At 64.9% G+C, this 21,574-nt stretch carries 22 protein-coding genes; 4 read left to right on the forward strand and 18 right to left on the reverse strand.

Annotated elements, in window-relative coordinates:
* Positions 1–104: 104 nt before the first annotated feature.
* From ptsP to BBA01S_RS06410, 4 genes are all read right to left on the reverse strand, one after another.
* The gene (ptsP, locus tag BBA01S_RS06395) at positions 105–2,720 is read right to left on the reverse strand and encodes a phosphoenolpyruvate--protein phosphotransferase (RefSeq protein ID WP_042296408.1); all 2,616 of its coding nucleotides are present in this window, start codon (positions 2,718–2,720) and stop codon (positions 105–107) included.
* A gap of 39 nt (positions 2,721–2,759) precedes the next feature.
* A complete protein-coding gene (locus BBA01S_RS06400; protein WP_027815705.1) occupies positions 2,760–3,767 on the reverse strand; it encodes an SIS domain-containing protein in 1,008 nt (335 codons plus the stop codon).
* On the reverse strand, positions 3,760–4,863 hold the full coding sequence (gene nagA, locus BBA01S_RS06405; RefSeq protein ID WP_027815706.1) for an N-acetylglucosamine-6-phosphate deacetylase: 1,104 nt from the start codon (positions 4,861–4,863) through the stop codon (positions 3,760–3,762). The genes BBA01S_RS06400 and nagA overlap by 8 nt, the downstream gene beginning before the upstream one ends.
* Before the next feature lie 142 nt (positions 4,864–5,005).
* Positions 5,006–5,740: a GntR family transcriptional regulator gene (locus tag BBA01S_RS06410; protein WP_027815707.1), complete on the reverse strand. Its 735-nt coding sequence runs from the start codon at positions 5,738–5,740 to the stop codon at positions 5,006–5,008.
* Positions 5,741–6,182: 442 nt separating this feature from the next.
* On the opposite strand from BBA01S_RS06410, the gene BBA01S_RS40275 reads away from it, so the two are divergent.
* Positions 6,183–6,620, forward strand: a complete 438-nt coding sequence (locus BBA01S_RS40275; protein WP_042296411.1) for a MarR family winged helix-turn-helix transcriptional regulator — start codon at positions 6,183–6,185, stop codon at positions 6,618–6,620.
* Between the two features lie 154 nt (positions 6,621–6,774).
* On the opposite strand, the gene BBA01S_RS06425 is transcribed toward BBA01S_RS40275, so the two are convergent.
* The 6 genes from BBA01S_RS06425 to BBA01S_RS06450 all read right to left on the reverse strand — a co-directional run bounded on the left by BBA01S_RS06425 (position 6,775) and on the right by BBA01S_RS06450 (position 12,032).
* Entirely contained in the window at positions 6,775–7,587 is an 813-nt protein-coding gene (locus BBA01S_RS06425) for a MetQ/NlpA family ABC transporter substrate-binding protein (protein WP_027815708.1), read from the reverse strand.
* A gap of 176 nt (positions 7,588–7,763) precedes the next feature.
* Positions 7,764–8,408 (reverse strand): SCO family protein, encoded by a 645-nt coding sequence (locus BBA01S_RS06430; RefSeq protein ID WP_027815709.1) that lies wholly within the window; start codon positions 8,406–8,408, stop codon positions 7,764–7,766.
* Positions 8,409–8,421: 13 nt separating this feature from the next.
* Positions 8,422–9,327: a heme o synthase gene (gene cyoE / locus BBA01S_RS06435; protein ID WP_027815710.1), complete on the reverse strand. Its 906-nt coding sequence runs from the start codon at positions 9,325–9,327 to the stop codon at positions 8,422–8,424.
* Positions 9,328–9,336: 9 nt separating this feature from the next.
* A complete protein-coding gene (locus BBA01S_RS06440; protein ID WP_027815711.1) occupies positions 9,337–10,446 on the reverse strand; it encodes a COX15/CtaA family protein in 1,110 nt (369 codons plus the stop codon).
* A 40-nt stretch (positions 10,447–10,486) separates the two neighbouring features.
* A complete protein-coding gene (locus BBA01S_RS06445; RefSeq protein WP_245641444.1) occupies positions 10,487–11,044 on the reverse strand; it encodes an SCO family protein in 558 nt (185 codons plus the stop codon).
* Between the two features lie 202 nt (positions 11,045–11,246).
* Entirely contained in the window at positions 11,247–12,032 is a 786-nt protein-coding gene (locus BBA01S_RS06450) for an SURF1 family protein (RefSeq protein WP_027815713.1), read from the reverse strand.
* Positions 12,033–12,149: 117 nt separating this feature from the next.
* On the opposite strand from BBA01S_RS06450, the gene BBA01S_RS06455 reads away from it, so the two are divergent.
* On the forward strand, positions 12,150–12,359 hold the full coding sequence (locus BBA01S_RS06455) for a twin transmembrane helix small protein (RefSeq protein WP_027815714.1): 210 nt from the start codon (positions 12,150–12,152) through the stop codon (positions 12,357–12,359).
* Between the two features lie 156 nt (positions 12,360–12,515).
* Here the strand turns inward: BBA01S_RS06455 and BBA01S_RS06460 are convergent, their stop codons facing one another.
* The 8 genes from BBA01S_RS06460 to BBA01S_RS06495 form a co-directional block, all read right to left on the reverse strand.
* Positions 12,516–13,373, reverse strand: coding sequence for a cytochrome c oxidase subunit 3 (locus BBA01S_RS06460; protein WP_027815715.1), 858 nt, complete (start codon positions 13,371–13,373; stop codon positions 12,516–12,518).
* 92 nt (positions 13,374–13,465) lie between these two features.
* A complete protein-coding gene (locus BBA01S_RS40280; protein ID WP_042296246.1) occupies positions 13,466–13,699 on the reverse strand; it encodes a DUF2970 domain-containing protein in 234 nt (77 codons plus the stop codon).
* A 37-nt stretch (positions 13,700–13,736) separates the two neighbouring features.
* Positions 13,737–14,318: a cytochrome c oxidase assembly protein gene (locus BBA01S_RS40285; protein WP_042296248.1), complete on the reverse strand. Its 582-nt coding sequence runs from the start codon at positions 14,316–14,318 to the stop codon at positions 13,737–13,739.
* Between the two features lie 40 nt (positions 14,319–14,358).
* Positions 14,359–14,499 carry a cytochrome oxidase small assembly protein gene (locus BBA01S_RS06475; RefSeq protein WP_027815717.1) on the reverse strand — a complete coding sequence of 47 codons (141 nt, stop codon included), beginning with the start codon at positions 14,497–14,499 and terminating at the stop codon, positions 14,359–14,361.
* Positions 14,500–14,666: 167 nt separating this feature from the next.
* On the reverse strand, positions 14,667–16,280 hold the full coding sequence (gene ctaD, locus BBA01S_RS06480) for a cytochrome c oxidase subunit I (protein WP_027815718.1): 1,614 nt from the start codon (positions 16,278–16,280) through the stop codon (positions 14,667–14,669).
* Between the two features lie 236 nt (positions 16,281–16,516).
* On the reverse strand, positions 16,517–18,151 hold the full coding sequence (gene coxB / locus BBA01S_RS06485) for a cytochrome c oxidase subunit II (RefSeq protein WP_027815719.1): 1,635 nt from the start codon (positions 18,149–18,151) through the stop codon (positions 16,517–16,519).
* Positions 18,152–18,244: 93 nt separating this feature from the next.
* Positions 18,245–18,721, reverse strand: coding sequence for a DUF2244 domain-containing protein (locus BBA01S_RS06490; protein ID WP_027815720.1), 477 nt, complete (start codon positions 18,719–18,721; stop codon positions 18,245–18,247).
* 285 nt (positions 18,722–19,006) lie between these two features.
* Positions 19,007–20,002 carry a methyltransferase domain-containing protein gene (locus BBA01S_RS06495; RefSeq protein ID WP_027815721.1) on the reverse strand — a complete coding sequence of 332 codons (996 nt, stop codon included), beginning with the start codon at positions 20,000–20,002 and terminating at the stop codon, positions 19,007–19,009.
* A 171-nt stretch (positions 20,003–20,173) separates the two neighbouring features.
* On the opposite strand from BBA01S_RS06495, the gene BBA01S_RS40290 reads away from it, so the two are divergent.
* Complete coding sequence (locus tag BBA01S_RS40290) at positions 20,174–21,034, forward strand: ComF family protein (protein WP_407668292.1); 861 nt, start codon at positions 20,174–20,176, stop codon at positions 21,032–21,034.
* Positions 21,035–21,090: 56 nt separating this feature from the next.
* Entirely contained in the window at positions 21,091–21,561 is a 471-nt protein-coding gene (gene trmL / locus BBA01S_RS06505; RefSeq protein WP_027815722.1) for a tRNA (uridine(34)/cytosine(34)/5-carboxymethylaminomethyluridine(34)-2'-O)-methyltransferase TrmL, read from the forward strand.
* The last annotated feature ends 13 nt before the right edge of the window (positions 21,562–21,574 follow it).

Consider the following 21,574-nt stretch of genomic DNA (forward strand, 5'->3'; position numbering starts at 1 on the left):
AAGCCGGCGCACGATCGCTGCGCGCGCCGGGATATTGACGACTCTTGTTGACGACGTTTACTAAGGATTGCTACCGACTTGATCTAACCTGGCAACGGCCAGACTCAATCGAGCGGCCAGTGCGCCCGGCTTGCGGCGCGCACGGCCTGCGCCGATTCGAGCGCAAGAATGTCGAACACGCGTTCGCGACACTGGTTGTAGTCGAGATTGCGCACGCGCGCCTTGATCGACGGCACCGAAACCGGATCGACCGACAACTCGGTGATGCCGAGGCCGACGAGCAGCGGCACCGCCAGTGGATCGCCCGCCAGCGCGCCGCACACGCCCACCCATTTGCCGTGCTTGCTCGCGCCTTCAACCGCTACGGCAATCAGGCGCAGCACCGCCGGATGCAGGCCGTCGGCCTGCGCCGCGAGGTCGGGCTGGCAACGATCCATCGCGAGCGTGTACTGCGTGAGGTCGTTGGTGCCCACCGACAGAAAATCGGCGTGGCGCGCGAGTTGATCGGCGAGCAAGGCCGCCGACGGCACTTCGATCATCACGCCCACTTCGACACGGCCGCTGCGGCCCGCTTCCTTCGCGAACAGGTCGATGCGCTCGCGCAGACGGATCAGTTCACCGACATCGGTGACCATCGGCAGCAGGATGCGAATGGCGCCCAGCGGTTCGACGGCAAGCAGCCCGCGCAATTGATCGTCGAGCAAGTCCGGGCGCACCTGCGCGAGACGGATACCGCGCAGACCCAGCGCGGGATTCGGCTCGGGCGGCAGCGTGAGGTAATCGACTTCCTTGTCCGCGCCCACGTCGAGCGTGCGGATGATTGCCGTGCGCCCCGCAAGTGCTTCCGCGATCGCCTGATAGCTCTGGCGATGTTCCTCGACCGTCGGCGCCGCCTGGCGGTGGATGAACATGAGTTCGGTGCGCAGCAGGCCGACGGCGTCCGCGCCGTTGTCGACCGCCGTGCGCGCATCGTCGAGCGTCGCGATGTTCGCCGCGACTTCGATGGCGTGGCCGTCGCGCGTCGCGGCGGCGGCCTGCGAGGTCAGCCGGTTTGCTTCACGCACGCCCGCGAGGCGCTGCTTTTCGGCGCGCGCGCGTTCGATGTCCTGCGCGTTCGGTGCGTACGACAGGCGCCCCGCGCCCGCGTCCACCACTACTTCAGTGCCTTCGGCGATCTTGTGCAGCGTGTCGCCGAGCGCAACGATGGCCGGAATGCCCGCCTGACGCGCGATGATCGCCGCGTGCGAGGTCGCGCCGCCACGTGCCATCACGAGCGCGGTGACGCGCTTGCGGTCGAGCGTGGCGAGGTCGGACGGCGTGAATTCGTCGGCGGCCAGCACGGCTTCGTCGGGCAGTTCGCGCGCCGTGTTGACATGCGTGCCGGCTGCACCGCTCGTGAGTGCGAGCGAACGCAGCACACGCTTTTCGAGATCGCGCAGATCGGCGGCGCGTTCCGCGAGCAGCGGGTCGTCCACCTTGCCAAGCACGGCAATCTGCGCGCGGATCGACTCGCGCCACGCAAAGCCCGCGCTCTTGCCGAGACTGATGAGGTCACGCGCCGCATCGATGAGCGTCGGGTCTTCGAGCAACACGCGATGCATCTGGAAAATGCCCGCTTCGCCGATCGCGCCGCGTTGCGACGCCGCGCGCACGGAAGCGTCGAGTTCCGCATCGACAGCCGCCACGGACTTGTCGAGCAGGCGGCTTTCCGCCGCCGAAGAGCCGCTCGCGAGTTCGGCCGGTGCGAGTTCCGCGTCGTCCCAGCGCACGAGTTTGCCAACCGCCACGCCTGGCGCCGCGCAGACGCCCGAGAGCGTGCCGGGCGCTGCGCCCGTTGCCGCCGGCGCCATCGAAGGAGCCGGTGCAGGCGACACCTGCCGCGCAGGCGCTTCGCTGGTCTCGCCCGGCGCCGCGCGCAGGAGTTCGCCGGCGACCGCATCGACCGCCTTCTGCGCTTCGCGTCCCATGCCGACGAGCTCGATCGTCGCGCCCTCGCCCGCACCGAGTCCCAGCAGGCCGACCACGCTTTCAATCGCCGCCTTGCGCTCGCCGAAGCGCACTTCCACACGCGCCTCGATGCCGCGCACCGCTTCGCGCGCCCGCGCCGCAGGCCGCGCATGCAGGCCGCCCGCGTGCGTCAGCGTCACGCTGCGGCGCACTTCGTCCATCACCAGGTTCGCGCTGCCGGCCGCACCCACCGTGTTGGCCGCGCCATCGCGCGCGCGCAGCACCAGCAGCGGCGTCTGGCCCGCTTCCACGTTGCCCGCGCCCGCGCGCTGGATCACTTCGAACGCATCGGAGTTCGCCACTGCGACCACCGACACGAGGCTCGGCGCTGCGCACGCCACGACATCGAGATCGAATTCGATCAGCAGGTCGCCGCGGCGCACTTTGGCGCCCTGCTCGACCTTGGGCGAAAAACCCTTGCCGCCCAGCTCGACCGTATCGATGCCGATATGCACGAGCACCTGGGCGCCCTCGGCGGTTTCCAGCGTGACGGCGTGGCCGGTGCGCGCGAGGTGCATGACCGTGCCGTCGCACGGCGACAGCAGCTTGCCCGCGAGCGGATCGATGCCGATGCCGTCGCCGAACAGGCCTTCCGAGAACACCGGATCGGGCACCGCAGCGAGCGGCACGACCGGGCCGGTGAGCGGCGCGACCAGCGCGATGCTGCCACGGTTGCCGTGGTTGCCCTGATCGGCGGAATTTTCCGGGCTCATCAGGCGGGACTCCTGGATGCGTTCCATCAGCTTTCCAATCTAGTGGGTTTCGGTGACTTTGTTCAGGTAGCGCGGCTCGTCGGGGTTGCGGCCGCGCGCAGCGGCGAGACCCGCCGCCATCACGTAGAACGAAAGAATCGCGGCGATCGGATCGAGTGCCGCATCGGCGCTCTCGACGAGCGGCAGCGTGGCGCCCTCGACGCCCTCGGGCGCGGCCAGCAGCACGCGCGCACCGCGCTTGCGCATGTCGCTCGCCAGCTCGACGAGACCCGCCTGCTCCGGCCCGCGCGGCGCGAACACCAGCAGCGGATAGTCGTGGCCGATCAGCTCCATCGGGCCATGACGCACTTCGGCGCTGGAGAAGGCTTCGGCCTGGATGCCCGAGGTTTCCTTGAGCTTGAGCGCCGCTTCCTGGGCAATGGCAAGACCTGCGCCACGGCCAATCACGATCATCTGTTTGACGTCGCGCAATTCGTCGACGGCCGTCGACCAGTCGAGCGAGCCCGCGCGATGCAGCGCATCGGGAAGCGCACGCACGGCGTCGAGGAACGCGGCGTCGCGCTGCCAGAACGCGACGAGTTGCGCCGACATCGCAAGCATCGCGATATAGCTCTTGGTGGCGGCCACGCTCAGCTCGGGGCCGGCGAGCAGCGGCAGTTCCGTGCCCGCGGCTTCGGCCAGCGGCGAGTCGGCCACGTTGACCATCGCGGCGGTCAGCGCACCCGCATCGCGCAGCGCCTTGATCGTCGCCACGAGATCAGGACTCCTGCCTGATTGGGAGAAAGCCAGGGCGAACTGGCCGCTTACACGTAAGGGCGCCTGCTGCAGCGTGGCAATCGACATCGGCAGCGAGGCGACCGGCACGCCCAGGCGGCTCATGGTGAGCGCAGCGAAATAGCTCGCTGCGTGATCCGAGCTGCCGCGTGCGACGGTGAGCGCGACGTGGCGCGGGCCGGCTTCGAGTGCGCCCGCAAGCGCCTCGACGCGCGAGGTGTCCGCGAGCTGCGCGGCGACGACGCCGGCCGAGGCCAGCGCTTCTTTAAGCATATTCGACAAGCGATTCTCCTTCGACATAGGTCGCGGTGAGCGCGAGATCGCGGTCGAACACGTTGACATCGGCCCAGGCGCCGCGCTGGAGGCGGCCCCGGTCTTCGATGCCGAGGTAATCGGCCGCGTAGCGCGACAGGCGTGCGGACACGTCCGCGATCGGCAAACCGAGCGAGACGAGATTGCGCAACGCCTGGTCCATGGTGAGCGTGCTGCCCGCGAGCGTGCCGTCCGCGAGACGCACGCCGCCGAGGCATTTGGTGACATGCTGGCTGCCGAGGCGATATTCGCCGTCGGGCATACCGGTCGCCGAGGTGCTGTCCGTCACGACGTAAAGGCGCGGAATCGCGCGCAGCGCAGCGCGGATCGCGCCCGGATGCACATGCAGCAGGTCGGGGATGATTTCGGCGTATTCGGCGTGCGCGAGCGCCGCGCCGACGACGCCAGGATTGCGATGATGCAGCGGCGACATCGCGTTGAAGAGGTGCGTGAAGCCGCACGCGCCATGCTTGAGCGCGTTGACCGCGTCGTCATAGGTCGCGAGCGTATGGCCGATCTGCACGCGCACGCCGCGCGCCGCCATCTCGCCGATGATCTCGATATGACCCGCGATTTCGGGCGCCACGGTGACCACGCGGATCGGTGCGATCGACAGGTACTTGAGCACCTCGTCGAGCACGGCCGACACCGCCGCGTCGGGCTGTGCGCCCAGCTTGCCCGGATTGATGTATGGCCCTTCAAGGTGCACGCCCAGCACGCGCGCGCCGCCTGGCGTGCGCTTGCGCGCGACGTCGCCAAGGCCCGCGACCACGTTCATCAGCTCGTCGCGCGGCGCGGTCATGGTCGTCGCGAGCAGGCTCGTGGTGCCGTAGCGCGCATGCGTGCGCGCGATGGTTTCGATTGCGTTGCCCGCTTCCATCACGTCGGCGCCGCCGCCGCCGTGCACGTGCAGGTCGATGAAGCCCGGCAGGATGTAGGGCGCGTCGTTCTTCGCCGGATCGGCGGACTCGCCCTCGATCGACGTGATGCGTCCGTTTTCGAACGTCAGCGTGCCGTTGATCCAGCCATCAGGGGTGAGAATGTTTCCGCTCAGCATGAGATTTTTCCGATATTGCGCGCGGCAACAGCCAGCGCGCGGTCAGTCTTGACGGTGACGTGCATGAGAGAGTCGTGGCGCGCGCAGGTGTTCCCGCTCGTTGCGCGTTCTGCGCGGTGCTCTGCTGCTTGCATCGCTGCGTTCATTGGCGCAGCTCCGCGACGAAGTCGTAATAGCCGTCGCGGCAATACGTGTCGGTGAGTTCGATGGCGTGCTGGTCGCGCGAAAAACCCACGCGCGTAATCACGAGCAGCGCCGCGCGCGGTTCCACGCCCATCAGCGCGGCGATCTCGCCGGTCGCATTCACGGCGCGAAAGTGCTGCAGCGCGCGCACGACCGGCATATTGCGTCCTTCAAGGTACGCATAAAGCGAACCGTCGAAGCCCTGCGGATCCGGCACGATCGACACCGGCAGCGCCGAATGTTCCACGGCCATCACGATGCCGTCCGCGCGGCGCAGCCGTCGCAGGCTCGACACCGACGCGCCCGGCGACAGGCCAAGCTGCACGATTTCCTCGCGATGCGCGGGCCGCACGCCGCGTTCCAGCCACACCGAATCCGCCGTGAAACCGCGCTGCTCCATTCGCTTCGTAAAGCCAGTGAGGCGCGAAAGCGGGTCTTCGACACGCGGCGTAATGAAACTACCCGCACCGCGCGCGCGCCGGATCAAGCCTTGCTCGACGAGCAACTCGATCGCCTTGCGCGCCGTGATGCGCGACACGCCGATGGAGTCCGAAAGCGTTCGCTCCGAGGGCAGCGCCTCGCCCGCCGACCAGACGCCGCAATGTATGGCCGTAGCAAGGTTGCGCGCCAGCTGCAGATAGAGCGGCGTCACGTTGCGCGCATCGGGCATCAGGGCAGACCAACGGGTTTCCATGGAACTCCGGCCAGCGGTAGCGGCGGTTTCAGTGGTTGAGCGGATCGTGGAGACGCCCGGACTGATCGCGCAAGAAAAGCGGCAAAAACAGTGTGGCGTCGGCCCGGTGCGAAAGCGAGCCCATTATATAACCACAATAATACCAGTCAACACAGGCGAAGCTCCTTGCCTACGCGAGATAAATTTCATATAAATCAAATGCTTGTGAAATTCCATAAGGCGCTGCGGGCGGCTAGTCTCGCATCGGTATTTTCCCTGGCGCAGCCCATTTGGGCTCTTTGGTCGCAACCACTCGGGCTCCAGCTTTCAAGCTTTGGAATCCCAGCTTGATACCGGCGTAGAACCAATGCGAAGATTCAGAAAGTGAACGATATCGCGCGCCTCTGACATCCCATATAGTGGCATCTGACCAATATCAACGAACTGACCACGGGTACCCAGTTTGTCGAATGATTCCGACACGAGACGGCGCGCAGAAGCCGTCCTGCAGTTCAATCGCTTTTATCGAACGTTCCTCGGGGCACAACAGGACGATCAGCCCAGCTCGCCGTTTTCGCTGACCGAAATCCGCGTGCTGCGCGAGCTGGACAGCGGGGGCACGCAGACTTCCGCGACACTCGCGCGCACGCTTGCGCTCGATTCAGGCTATTTGAGCCGCATCCTCGCGAGCTTCGCTCGCCGGCACCTGATTGCGCGCGCCGCCTCGCAGGCCGACGCGCGCCGCACCTTCATCTATCTGACCGACACCGGCCGCAGCACCTATGCGACGCTACGGGACGCGGCAATCGGCGGCCTGGCCGACCGGCTTGGCAAGCTCTCCACCGCCGAACAGGAAGAGCTGATCAACGCCATGGAGGTCGTGCAGCGGCTGCTGGGGTAGCAAGCAAGGTCGCAAGCGGGGTAGGAAGTCGCCGCGCTGCGATGCGCAGAAAAACAAAAAAGCCGCGCCATCGAAATGGCAGCGGCTTTTTTGCTTCTGGGACGGCTCGCGAGACGACTGAAACGCGGCACACAGGCCGCGCATCGTCACACGCTTAGAACGACGGAACCATCGATCCCTTGAATTCGTTCTTGATGAACTGGCGCACGTCTTCCGACTGATACGCGGCGACCAGCTTCTTCACCCACGGCTTGTCCTTGTCCTGCGCGCGCACGGCGATCAGGTTGGCGTACGGGCTGTGGATGTCTTCGATCGCGATCGCGTCCTTGGTCGGCTGCAGGCCGGCGGCGAGCGCGTAATTCGTGTTGATCACGGCAGCGTCGACGTCGCCGAGCGCGCGCGGCAGTTGCGCGGCGTCGAGTTCGACCAGCTTCACCTTCTTCGGATTCGACGCGACGTCGAGCGGCGTTGCGTTGTTGCCGTTCGTGCCCGCGCCTGCGCGCAGCTTGATCAGGCCCTTGCTTTGCAGCAGGAGCAGAGCACGGTTTTCGTTCGACGGATCGTTCGGCACCGCGACCTTCGCGCCTTGCGCCAGGTCGTTGAGCGACTTCAGCTTCTTCGAGTACACGCCGATCGGCGAGATGTACGTCAGGCCTGCGTTGACGATCTTGTAGCCGCGCTGCTTGATCTGGCTGTCGAGGTACGGGCCGGTCTGGAAGCTGTTCGCATCGAGGTCGCCCGAATCGAGCGCCGCGTTCGGCTGCACGTAGTCGTTGAATTCGATGACCTTGACGTTCAGGCCTTCGCGCTTGGCGACCTTCTGTACGACGGCCCACACCTGGGCGTCCGGGCCCGACACGGTGCCGACCTTGATGACCTGGTCGTCTGCGCGTGCGCCGAAGCTGGCTGCGAGCGTGGTGGCGGCGACGCCGGCGAGGAGTGCTTTGATCAGATTTCTGCGCTGCATGGAGATGATATTTCCGCTTGTTGCTTGTTTATTACGTTGTTGAGCCGCAGAGCCGCATTGTGTGCCGCCCGCTGCCAGACATAAATCGTCTCATATGGCACCAGCCCCGCGAAAGACAGAAATCGCATACTGGTATGCCAGCGGTGCGGGGCGAAGCGCCCCGGGGTGCGGATCGATCAGTTGCCGTCGTTCGAGCCGAGCAGGATCTTGAGGTCGTGCACCCAGGGCGTCACGCCCTGCCCGTCGCGCGCGAACAGGCGCAGCTTGCCGGTGGTGTCGAACACGTAGCTCGCGGCCGTGTGATCCATCGTGTAGCCATCCGGCGTCTTGCCCGGCACCTTCGCGTAGTAGACGCGGAAGTCCTTCGTCACCTGCTTGAGCTGCGCGTCGTCAGCCGGGCGCAGCGCGATGAAGGTGGGATTGAAGGCGCTCACGTACTGGCCGAGGATCTGCGGCGTGTCGCGCTCGGGATCGACGCTCACGAAGATCACCTGCACGCGCTTGTCGGCGTCGGGGCCCAGTTGCTGGAGCGCCTGCGACAGCTCGGCCATGGTGGTCGGGCAGACGTCCGGGCAATGCGTGTAGCCGAAGAACAGCACCACGACCTTGCCCTTGAAGTCGGCCATCGTGCGCGTCTTGCCGCTCGAATCCGGCAGCGAGAAGTTGTTGCCGAACTGCGTGTTGCCGGTGATGTCGAGATTCGAGAACGACGGCGGCTGCTGGCCGCAGCCTTCGAGGCCGAGCGTCGCGCCAACCGCGCCCGCCGCGGCCAGCGCGATCACCGTCGCGCGCGCAAAGCGCGCAAGCGTGCGTCGAGTCATGGTCTTACGCTCCTTACGCTCCGATGAGCGCATGCACGTAGTGATCGACGAGCAACGCGACGAACAGCAGCGAGAGATAGATGATCGAGTAACGGAACATCGCGCGAGCGAGGGCATCCGAATACTCAAGATAGATCTTCCACGCGTAGGCGAGGAAGATCGCGCCGAGCAGCACGCTCGACACCAGATACACCAGGCCGCTCATGCCCGAGATATAGGGCATCAGTGCAACCGCGAACAGGATCAGCGAATACAGCAGGATATGCAGGCGCGTGTATTTTTCGCCGTGCGTGTTCGGCAGCATCGGCAGGCCCGCTGCTTCGTAGTCCTTGCGGCGATACAGTGCGAGCGCCCAGAAGTGCGGCGGCGTCCACACGAAGATGATCAGCACGAGAATCCAGGCGTCGCCGGGCACGTGGCCGGTGACGGCCGCCCAGCCAAGCGCCGGGGGCATCGCGCCCGAAGCGCCGCCGATCACGATGTTCTGCGGCGTAGCCGGCTTGAGCAGCAGCGTGTAGATGATCGCGTAGCCGATGAAAGTCGCCACCGTCAGCCACATCGTCAGCGGATTGGCGAACGTGTACAGCACCCACATCCCCAGGCCGCCGATCACCGCGGAGAAAATCAGGATCTGCACGCTGGTGATCTCGCCGCGCGCCGACGGACGCCACGACGTGCGGCGCATGCGCGCATCGACTTTTTGCTCGACGAGACAGTTGATCGCGAACGCGGCGCCAGCCGTCAGCCAGATACCGACGGTGCCGCCGATCAGCTGCTTCCAGGGCACCATGCCCGGCACGGCGAGGAACATGCCGATGACCGCGCAGAACACGGCCAGCTGGGTCACGCGGGGCTTGGTGAGCGCGAGATACTGCGAAATCCGGCTACCGGGTGACTGGGGGAGGGTTGTACTTTCCATAGGGCGGGATCACACCGCAGCGGTGTCGCGCGCAGGGAGAAAGGCGCGGCCGGGGCGGCTACAAGCAATTCGAAAGTTTAGCACGACGAGCAAAAGCAGCAGGATCGCCGCGCCACCGTTATGAGCCACCGCGATGGGTAGTGGCCATTGCAGGACGATGTTGGAAAGTCCTGTCAGAAACTGGATCGCAATGACGATCAGAACCCAGTTCGCGGGGCGGCGCAACGAGGCATAGCGCCGCATTTTGAGGGCGAACCATACCAGATATGCGATGACGGCGAAGGCAAACGTGCGGTGCGTCCAATGGATCGCGACCAGTGCGTCCTGAGTGATGACATCGCCGTTGCCGTCCATGCCGAGCGCGCGCCACAGGTGGAAGCCGTGGTGGAAATCCATCGGCGGAATCCATGCGCCGTTGCAGGTCGGAAAGTCGGTGCACGCGAGCACTGCGTAGTTCGTACTGACCCAGCCGCCCAGCGCGATCTGCACGATCAGCAGCACGAGCGCCGCCAGCGCGGCCACGCGCCAGCGCGCGGCATCAGGTTCATAGGCGGGCAACGGCGTCATGCGCGCGGCGAGCCACGCCAGCGTGCCGAGCAACGTGAGACCCAGCAACAAGTGGGTCGTGACGATCACCGGTTGCAGCTTCATCGTCACAGTCCACGCGCCAAAGATGCCCTGCACGAGGATCAGGCCGAGCAGCGCGGTCGGCCACCACGGCGACACATGCAGCGGCATGCGCTTGATGCGCGCGCGCCAGGCAATCGCCATCTGCGCAATGATCAGGACGCCGATCGCCATGGCGAAGTAACGGTGGATCATCTCGATCCACGCCTTCGACAGGCTCACGGGGCCGCTCGGCATGGCCAGATGCGCGGCCGCGATCTGCGCGTGCGCGATGAACGGCGACGACGTGCCGTAGCAACCCGGCCAGTCCGGGCAGCCCAGGCCCGAATCGGTCAGACGCGTGAAGCCGCCGAACATCACGAGGTCGAGCGTCATGAAGGTCGTGAGCCACACGAGCTTGCGGAATTTGTTGTCGTCGGCTTTGACCCACACCCACGAGAGCGGCAGCAACGCGATGCACAGGCCGATCAGGCCCAGCTCCAAAATAAACATCTTCTCTTACTCTTTCCTGTCAGAACTCGCGCTGCGCACCTTAACCGATGCTGGACCACTTGAGGAGCTTAGTCACGTCTTGTTTGATCTTTGACGGATCCGGATGGTCGGGAAAACGCATCATCAGGTTGCCGTTGGGATCGACGAGGTAAATGTGATCGCTGTCTTTCGTCGTGTCGGTGGCGGGCAGCCACGCAGCCACGGCGGCGGGATCGGCGCGCAGCATGCGGGTGTCGGGATAGGCGCTGCGCACCACGGCAGGCACGTTCGCGTCGTCGCTGCGCAGCCACACCGTGACCACGCGCTCGCGCTCCGCGCCCTGGGTCGCGCGCACCTGGCGCATGAAGTACAACTTGTGCACGCAGGCTTCGTCACATGCGCCGCTATCGACGGAAATCATGAGCCAGCGCCCGCGCAGTGAGGCGAGCGGCACCTCGCGGCCATCGTCGCCGGTCACCATCAGCGCAGCCGGAATGGGACGCTGCGGCTCGACCAGCGTGCCGTAGCTGGTGCTGCCGCCCTTGGGCTGGATCACGTAGTACGTGAAATACGAAATGGCGATGGGCGCGCCGCAGATCAGCGCGATCAGGAACAGCATCCAGCGGCCGCGCCGCCACGAGCCTTTGGGCTGTGCGGGCTGTGCGCTACCGTGCTGCGCCGCGTTGCGGGAGACCTGCGTGGTATCGGGAGATTGCGTCGACACTGCGTGAACCTCGTTTCTGTCGCTTCCTGTTGATCGGGCGCTGCGAGATCGCAACGCACTGATGAGCGCGCAATTTGCGCTGACGTCGGCTAGATCGTCAGGCGTCCTTCGCGCTGTGAACCGGCCCCGGTTCGGGCTTCTGTTTCCCCGCGCCCTGCATGCGCTCTTTTGTCGCAGCCCGCCGGGCTGCGTAAAGACCGAATCCGAGCGCCGCGGCCGCCATGCCCCACCACTGGAACATGTAGCCGATGTTGCGTTCGACGTCCGTGGCGGGCGCGGGCCAATCGCGCACGAGACCGTCCTTGAACGGCGGCTGCGCAGTTGGCACGAAGCCCGTCTGCTGGATCACGAAAGGCTGCAGCGGCAAACCGGTTTCCGCTGCGTAGGAAGCGACGCCGAGATTCTGCCGTATCTTCTGGTGCGGTGCAGAGCCGCCCGCACCCAGTTCGAACGCGCGCGATGCATCGGCGCGGGCAATGCCCTCCACTTCCACGGATCCCGCCGGCGTCTCATAGGGCGCGATCCGCTCGCGATCGTCGATGCTGCGCGGCAGCCAGCCACGGTTGACCAGCACGTAACCGCCGCCGTCCAGTTTAAGCGGCATGACGACGTAAAAACCTGGCTGGTCGTTATAGGGACGATTGTCGAGATACACCACGCGCGCAGGCAAAAACGTGCCCTTCGCACGCACGCGATGGAACTCGATGTCCTTGAGCGCGACGGGCGCGGCGCCCACGTCCTGCGGTGCGGCGTTTTCGTACTGCGTGATCTGCGCCTGCAAGGCTTCCTTCTGATGTGCGCGATCGCGCTGCCAGAAGCCCAGCCTTATCGTCACGGCCATCACAATCAGGATCAGCAGCGCGGGAACCAGACGGATCTTCATTGGGCACGACCGATGCGGCACATACGGTTGATCGAACCCCGCGCATAGCAGCGCGGTGCCATAATGAGACAGGCGTTTTCAGACATGGAATCTTCCGCACACTCCGCCGTGAATTTCCTGCACATACTCGTTCCCATTGCCTTCGCGCTGATCATCGCGAGCATGATCTCGGCGCTCTACTTCATGATGCACGACCGGGGCCGCACCAAGCGCATGGTCTGGTCGCTCGCCACGCGGGTGGGCTTCTCCATCTCGCTGTTCCTCTTCATTCTCTTCGCGCACTGGATGGGCTGGATCCAGCCGACCGGCATTCCGCTCGGCCGCTGATCGCGACCACGCACCACAACAGATTTGAATAACCGGCGCATACGCCGGGCCCGCAAAAACCAAGGCGCCGCGCCGACCATGTCGGAGCGGCGCCTTCGTGTTTTCAGGCGCGTTTTTCAGGCGCACTGCATATGAAGTCGCAGCGCGCCGCGCGCGTCACAGCCAGTACACCACCACGTAGAGGCCGAGCCACACCACGTCCACGAAGTGCCAGTACCACGCCGCGCCTTCGAACGCGAAGTGATGCTCAGGCGTGAAGTGACCGCGAATCATGCGAACCATCACGACGGCGAGCATCGTGCCGCCCAGGAACACGTGAAAACCGTGGAAGCCCGTCAGCAGGAAGAACGTCGAGCCATAGATGCCCGAAGCGAGCGTCAGGTTCAGTTCGTTGTACGCATGGATGTATTCGAAGGCCTGCAGGCAGAGGAAGCAGATCCCCAGCACCAGCGTGCCCGCGAGCCACGCAATCGCCTTGCGACGATGGTTGTCGCGCAGCGCATGGTGCGACACCGTGAGCGTCGCGCCCGACGAGAGCAGCAGCGCCGTGTTGATCGTCGGCACCGGCCACGGCGTCATCGAGCGGAAATGCGAGACCAGCTGCGCCGGGCCATTGTTGGGCCACACCGCCGAGAAGTCCGGCCAGATCAGCTTGAAGTCGAGGCTGCCGAGCTGATGCAGCGCGATCTGGCGCGCGTAGAACAGCGCACCGAAGAACGCGCCGAAGAACATCACTTCGGAGAAGATGAACCAGCTCATGCTCCAGCGATACGACACGTCGACGCGCTTGCCGTACATGCCGCCTTCCGATTCGGAGATCGCGTCGCCGAACCAGTGCCAGAGCGTGAAGAGCAGCCACAGGAGACCGACGACCACGCCGATCGGCGCCCACGAATCGCCATTGATCCACGATGCGAGCGACGACAGCATCACCAGCAGGCCAATGGCCGCGCTGATCGGATGCCGCGACGGGTGCGGTACGAAGTAGTACGGGCTATCGTTTTGACCGCTCATGCCTGTTTCTCCAGTTTCCAGTTGCTCCCGGACAGTGCCGGTGTCTCTGCGTTATTCATTTGCATTATTCAGTGCCCGGTACAGCAACTACGCTACTTGCCGACCACCGCGTGCACGATCAGCAACAACACGACGATGAACAGGATCGCGCCGATGATCCCCGCCGCGATCAGCGCCACGGGATGCAGTTGCGCGGCGTCGGATTCGAGGTCGGCGCGCTTGCGCACCCCGAGAAACGACCACGCCACCGCCTTCACCAGTTGCAGCACGCTGCCCTTTTTCGCCTTCGCCGATCCTGCGCCGCTGTCGTCGCTCTCGTCGCTCATTGCTCGCGCCTCATGCGCCTCATGCGCCTCATGCACCTTATGCACCCGCCGCCTGCTTCGGCGCTTGCGGCACCGCCGGCTTGTTCAGTTCGAAGAAGGTGTACGACAGCGTGATCGTCTTCACGTCCTTCGGCAGCTTCGGATCGATCACGAACACCACCGGCATGCGCTTCGTCTCGTTCGCCTTCAGAGTCTGCTGCGTGAAGCAAAAACACTCGATCTTGCGGAAGTACTCGGTTGCCTGCTTCGGCGCGTAGCTCGGAATGGCCTGCGCGTCGATCGTGCGTCCTTCGTTGTTCGAAATGTCGTACATCACGGTCATCACTTCGCCCGGATGCACGTCGATGCTGTTCTGCTCCGGCCTGAAGCCGAGCAAGCCGCGCGCGTTGGCGTCCAGCTCCACCGAAATCGTGCGCGTCATGTCCACCTGTGTGTTGCGCGCCTCGCGTGCGGTCGTGTCGCGCTGCACGAGATTGTTCACACCCGTGACTTCGCAGATCGCGCGATACATCGGCACCAGCGCCCAGCCGAAGCCGAACATCAAGAGCGCCACCACCACGAGCTTGATCAGCATCGAGCGGTTGAAAGCGCGGTCGCTACCTGCTTGCTGCGTGGACATCGGACTTCCTCGAACGGTGTGCCGGCACGACGCCCACGCGTCAGTGTCCGGGGAAATACACCTGCTTCACGACGGCGCCCAGAAAGAACACGGCGGCGACCGCCAGCAGAACCAGGCCGAGCCGAAGATTGCCCGCGCGAATCTGCTCGGGCGTGCGTCGTTTCTGAGAGTGACGGGTCATGCTTGCAGTACGGTTGGCCGCGGCCTGTTCATCCAGCGCGGTTGGCGTGATTCCCTGCATCGTGAATCGCTCCCTGCGTGAATCGTGCGGCTTCGTTGCGTTTCGTCGTGTCCGGCCTGTGCCGTGCATGAGGCCGGACACCGTGTGTCGAGCGGTGCTGAATTGACTTATTCGACCGTCGGCGGATTTTCGAAGGTGTGGAACGGCGCCGGGCTCGGCACAGTCCATTCGAGGCCGGTCGCGCCATCCCACGGCTTGTCGCCGGCCTTTTCCAGCTCGCCGCCGCCGCGATACGCAGGCAGCGCGACAAAGAACAGGAAGTACACCTGCGACAGGCCGAAACCGAATGCACCGATCGTGATGACCTGGTTCCAGTCGGTGAACTGGGCCGGATAGTCGGCGTAGCGACGCGGCATCCCGGCAAGGCCGACGAAGTGCATCGGCAGGAACGCGACGTTGAAGAACACCAGCGAGCACCAGAAGTGGATCTTGCCGCGCATCTCGTTGTACATCCAGCCCGTCCATTTCGGCGACCAGTAGTACCACCCGGAGAACAGCGCGAATAATGATCCCGCCACCAGCACGTAGTGGAAGTGCGCCACCACGAAGTAAGTGCCGTGATACTGGATGTCGAGCGGCGCCATCGCGAGCATCAGGCCCGACAGACCGCCGAACGTGAACACGATCAGGAAGCCGACGGCCCACAGCATCGGCGTCTCGAAGGTGAGCGAGCCGCGCCACATCGTGGCGACCCAGTTGAACACCTTCACGCCCGTCGGCACGGCGATCAGCATGGTCGCGTACATGAAGAACAGCTGACCCGTGACCGGCATGCCCGTGGCGAACATGTGGTGCGCCCAGACCATGAACGAGAGAATCGCGATCGACGCCGTGGCGTACACCATCGAGCTATAGCCGAACAGCGGCTTGCGCGAGAACGCCGGGATCACCTGCGACACGATCCCGAACGCCGGCAAGATCATGATGTAGACCTCGGGGTGGCCGAAGAACCAGAAGATGTGCTGGTACATGACCGGGTCGCCGCCGCCTGCCGCATTGAAGAAGCTCGTGCCGAAGTGACGGTCGAACAGCAGCATCGTGATCGCGCCAGCCAGAACCGGCATCACGGCGATCAGCAGATAGGCGGTGATGAGCCACGTCCAGGCGAACATCGGCATCTTCATGAGCGTCATGCCCGGTGCGCGCATGTTCAGGATCGTGACGACGATGTTGATGCCGCCCATGATCGACGAGGCGCCCATGATGTGAACCGCGAAGATCGCGAAGTCCATGCCCGGGCCCATCTGCGTGGAGAGCGGTGCGTAGAGCGTCCAGCCCGCGGCGGTTGCGCCGCCCGGCACGAAGAACGAGCCGACCAGCAGGCACGCGGCGGCGGGCAGCAGCCAGAAGCTGAAGTTGTTCATGCGCGCGAACGCCATGTCCGATGCGCCGATCTGCAGCGGCACCATCCAGTTCGCGAAGCCCACGAAGGCCGGCATGATCGCGCCGAACACCATGATCAGGCCGTGCATCGTGGTGAGCTGGTTGAAGAACTCGGGGCGCATGATCTGCAGGCCCGGCTCGAACAGCTCGGCGCGGATCCCTAGCGCCATCACGCCGCCCGACAGGAACATCACGAACGAGAACAGCAGGTACAGCGTCCCGATGTCCTTGTGGTTGGTGGCCATCAGCCAGCGGCGCCAGCCGTGCGGCGTCGCGTGGGCGTGGTCGCCATGCACGTGACCGTGCCCCCCAGCTACATCGTGTCCGATGCTAGACATGACTCTTTCTCCTGTCGGCCGGAGTTGGCGCGTTAGCCTGACTCGGGCCCCATGCAATTTAGTTGCTGAAGCAAATTGCTTTGCGTCTCTTACTGCAGTGTTGGCCTGCTTGCGTTGCCGCTGCACGTGCCCGCTTTTTTACAGCGTACTGCGAGTTTCTTGTTATCGAATTCGTTATGGACTGCTTGTGGGCCAGTCACATTGCGGGGCCCGATTCCGCCCCGCTGCCGACCGTCTTACGCGGCCGTGCCGATTTCCACGCGGCGCGCTTCCTTCGCGTCCGCGCCGCCGGTGACGGTTTCCGGCTTCTTCAGAATGATGTGATCTTCGGCGATGCCCGCGGCCTTGAGGGCGTCGCGCACGGCCTGGGCACGGTGCTTCGCCAGCTCTGCGTTGGCGTCGGCCTTGCCGCTTGCGTCGGTGTAGCCCGACAGCGTGAACTTCGCGTCCGGATGCGCCTTGGCGTAATCGGCGGCCGCCTGGATCGCGTCCTTCGCGTCGGCGGGCAGCGTGCTCTTGCCCACTTCGAAGTAGACGCTAGCGGGCAGCGAAGCCGTGCTCTGCGCCGCACCCGAAGCCTGATCCGCACCGCTTGCCGCAGCAGCCGGCGCGCTCGCCTCAGCCGCACCGCTCGCGGCTTGATCCGCACCAGCCGCACCTGCCGCAGCCGTCGTGCCGCCGCCTTCCGGCATCTTGCCGTTGCGCGCATCGGCCACCTGACGCGGTTGCAGGATGTCGCCCGTGTGGTTGCCCCACGCGTTACGTTCGAAGGTGACGACCGAGGCAATTTCGACGTCATTGAGCGTCGGCGCCCAGGCCGGCATCGCCGCCTTGCCCTTGAGCACGATGCTCACGTGCTCGGCGATCGGGCCGTTAGCGACCTTGCTGCCGTCGAGCGCCGGGAACACGCCCGCGCCCTTGCCCGTGGGCTGGTGACAGACCGCGCAGTTCGACGCGTAGACCTTCTCGCCGCGCTCCTTGAGCTCGGCCATCGTGTAGGTCTTGTTCGGGTCGTCGTTGGCCGCGGCCATCTTCGCCTTCTGCGTCTCGACCCACTTCGCGTAATCGTCGTCGGAAAGGACTTCGACCACGACCGGCATGTAGGCGTGCTCCTTGCCGCACAGTTCCGTACAGAAACCGCGATAGGTGCCCACCTTTTCCGCCTTGAACCAGGTGTCGCGCACGAAGCCCGGAATCGCATCCTGCTTCACGCCGAACGCGGGCACGTACCACGAGTGCACCACGTCGTTGGCCGTCGTGATCACACGGATCTTCTTGTTGACCGGCACGACGAGCGGGTTATCGACTTCCTGCAGGTAGGTATCGGTGATCGGCGCGAGGCCGTTCACTTCGCTGCGCGGCGTGGTGAGCGTCGAGAAGAAGTTGATGCCCTCGCCCGGCCCCTTCACGTAGTCGTAGGCCCACTTCCACTGGTAGCCCGTCACCTTCACGGTGATGTCGGCGTTGGAGGTGTCCTTCATCGCGACGACAGCCTTGGTAGCCGGCAGCGCCATCAGCACGACGATGATGAACGGCACGATCGTCCAGATGATTTCGACGGTCGTGCTTTCGTGGAAATGCGAAGCCTGATGGCCCTTCGATTTGCGGTGCGCAAAGATCGAATAGAACATGACGCCGAATACGCCGATAAAAATTATCGTGCATAGGATCAGCATCATCGTATGGAGGTTGTAAAGCTCTTCTGCGATGCGCGTGACGGGCGGCTGGAGATTGATCTCGTTGACCGCTGGGCCGCCCGGACTGTCTCCGACTGCGAGTGCCGCGCCGGCGAATACAAGTCCGCTGCACGCCAGCACGCCCTGTAGGGCTCGCTTGATTGTTTTCATAGCTTCCTTACCCATAATTTCCATTCAAACCCTCGACCCCGCAGGAAGGTTTTGCAACCAGGTCGCGCCCTGGGGGGCGCACTGCCGCGCCGTGATTCACTCACGCCGCGCATAAATTCAGATCGCGCGCGCAAGCCACGCGCGCAGTTCCCGCGCGAACTGCGCACGCCGATACTGCGGCAAATGCAACCCGACAGCGACCGCCTGACCGCGGGACACGAGACGCACCGGGTCGCGTGGGGTCGCGCCCGGCTCGACCCGGACCCAGCGGGGATTGAATTCGAACTGCGTGAGCGCGTCGGCGCTCATCTGCTCGATCACCAGCCGGTTCGGATAAAGCCTGATACGTTCGTAATCGACAGCATGGCGCGCATAGATGGCGAAGGCGCCCCCAACGACCAACAGATCGATACCAGTGAACGGCAAAACCAGCCAGGCGCCGTGGATCAACAGCAGAACGGCGATCGCGATGGAGACCAGCGCCAGCGACAAATAGAACAACACGAATTGCCTGGGCGAAACCGAACAATTGCGCTTCATCGTCCAGTCCTTGAGGACCGGCTCCGGGCTCGCCAGCAGATCAGATGTCTGCATCGCTCGTTTCCCCCACTGCAACATCCTCAGACTATCGCCGCTTTGCGCCTTGCACAACTGCGGGAGAATCTGGAGGCGCCACGGCGTTGCGCGCAAACCGATAAGACAAACCGGCCGCCCCACCGCCTGCAGACCGACGCATTATAGGCGCGATCCCCAGCCCTCACAAGCAAGCCCCAATCGGCCGAAAACCCAATACCGACGGGCATTTCAGCGATTTTCCAACAATTTTTCGAGGGCTTTTCAGGCGCTAATTTCAGGCATAACGAAAGCCCCCTTATTACGTCAGCGATTCCTTGCCGAACCTCGGCCGATATCTTCGATCCGCACGATGCCGTGGCCTTCCGCGGTCGTACGCGGCACGGCTTTCCACGCGTGTCCGTAGATGATCTCGAAGGTGAGCGGGATCGTGCCGGCGTTCGGCCCATCGGTCAGGCGGCGCGCTTCGAGCGCAGCCAGCAGCGCGCGGTACAGACGCCGCGAACCGCCGCCAGGCTGCGTTTCGTCGCCCTCGCCGAAGCTTCGCGCAAACGGATACGCGCCCCAGCGGCGCACATCGGCGAGCAGTTTCTCCGGCGTCTTGTAGGTGACCGTGAGCGTTTCCTGATCCATCACGGGAATCTCGAAACCGTTCTCGACCAGCATGTCGCCAAGGTCGTGCATATCGACGAAATCGACCACGTGCGGCTGCATCGGCTGACCGTGCGCGGCCTCGACTTCGGCGTAGGCGCCGCGCAGCTCCTTGAGCGTGTCGGGCCCGAGCGTGCTGAACATCAGCAGGCCGTTCACCTTGAGCACGCGCTGCCATTCGCCGAACACGAGATCCGGACGCGGGTGCCAGTGCAAGGCGAGGTTCGACCACAGCAGCTCGAAGGCGCTGTGCGCAAACGGCAGCGCGGCGAAGTCGGCCTGCGCGAAGCGCGGCCCGCGTGCACCGAGCGCCCGTCCGATCGATGCCGGCAGGAAGCGCCGCCAGCTCGTGTCGCCCGCGTCGTGCACGCGGGCGCGCTCAAGCATGGCGAAGGAGAGATCGGCGCCGAATACGGGCGCTTCAGGGAAGCGCTCGCGCAGTTTCGGGAGATCGTCACCGGGGCCGCAGCCCAGGTCGAGCACGCACGAGGGGCTCACCTTGATGTATTCGAGGCGCTCGCGCATGCGGTCGGCGATTTCGCGTGGCAGGAACGCGACGTCGTCGAAAGTCGCCGCGCGGCGGTCAAAAATCCGCTGCAGATAGCGCGGATCATAGGCCGGACGGCCGGGTCTGGGGTGAGACGGGGACATGTCGGTCGTATTGGCGAAGTCTGCGAAGTATACTCGCTCACTCCCATCCTTTCAGTTCACTCGCCCGCTTCGGGCCGTCTTACGATGCCGCCGCCGCGTGATTTGCCGTCATCTTCGACGTCCTCAGCGACGTCCAACCCGTCGCCTGCCCCGCGACGCGCCTGCCGGAACATGGCAATGCGCGCGTATCGGGACGGGCAAGCGCGTTGGCCACGGCTCGTCCAGTTAGTGCTGTCGGATCTGCTGCCGAATCTGCTGCCGCACCTGTTACCCAGTGCGTGCCCATTATGCGGCAATTTGCCGCGACGCTCGCGCGGGGTGCGCAATGCCGGTGCAGGCCCGTGCGGCGGCCTTCGCGCGTGGAATACGCTGCTCTGTGCGGCCTGCGACGCGGCGTACTGGAACGAGGCGCGGCAGCGCTGCACGGTCTGCGCGCTGCCGCTCGCGAGCGCCCGGCGCTCGCATGGAAGCGGGCGCGGGGATCATCGGTGCAGCGCCTGCGTGAACACGCCGCCCGCCTTCGATGCAACGATCGCGCTCGCCGATTACCGCGCGCCACTCGACGCGCTCGCACGCGGGCTGAAGTTTCGCTCGCGGCTCGGACTAGGCGAGGAATTCGCGGGGCGCCTCGCGCGCGCAGCCGACGATGTGCTCGATCCGGCCGACGCGCCCACGTTGATCGTGCCGGTGCCGCTCTCGCGCGAGCGCCTGATCGCGCGCGGCTACAACCAGGCGTGGCAGATCGCCAGGCCGCTGGCCCGCGCGCTCGGCACGCGCGCCGACGCCACGCTCGTACGCCGCACGCTGCACACCGCCGCGCAAGCGCGGCTCGATCGCGACACGCGCCGCCGCAACGTGGGCCGCGCGTTTGCGCTGAGGGACGGCGGCTCCATGCTGCGCGGCCTGCACATCGGCGTGGTCGACGACGTCATGACCTCGGGCGCGACGCTCGACGCCCTCGCGCAGAAGCTCAAGGCCGCGGGCGCACGGCGCGTGACGAATTTCGTCGCCCTGCGCACGCCGAAGGACTAAGGTCTTTCTTTTGTCATCCCGCTCTCATCCAGCTCTTTTCACGGTTTTTTATCGTCATGTTTAACGTCGTTCTCGTCGAACCGGAAATTCCGCCGAACACCGGCAACGTCATCCGCCTGTGCGCCAACACCGGCGCACGGCTGCATCTGATCGAACCGCTCGGCTTTCCGCTCGACGACACGAAGCTGCGCCGCGCGGGCCTCGACTATCACGAATACGCGCAGATGAATGTGCATCGCGACTGGGACGCGTTCCTGGCCAAAGAAACGCCCGATCCGGCGCGCATGTTCGCGTTCACGACGCGCGGCTCGGGCCGTTTTCACGATCACGCCTTCCTGCCGGGCGACTGGTTCGTATTCGGCGCGGAGACACGCGGCCTGCCCGACGCGGTGCTCGATCGCTTTGCGACCGAACAGCGCGTGCGTCTGCCGATGCGGCCAGGCAACCGCAGCCTCAATCTGTCCAACACCGTCGCGGTGGTGGTGTTCGAAGCGTGGCGGCAGGCGGGATTTGAGGGCGGGGAGTAAGCGCCAGAACAAC

This window comes from Paraburkholderia bannensis NBRC 103871 (genome assembly GCF_000685015.1).
Lineage (GTDB): Bacteria > Pseudomonadota > Gammaproteobacteria > Burkholderiales > Burkholderiaceae > Paraburkholderia > Paraburkholderia bannensis.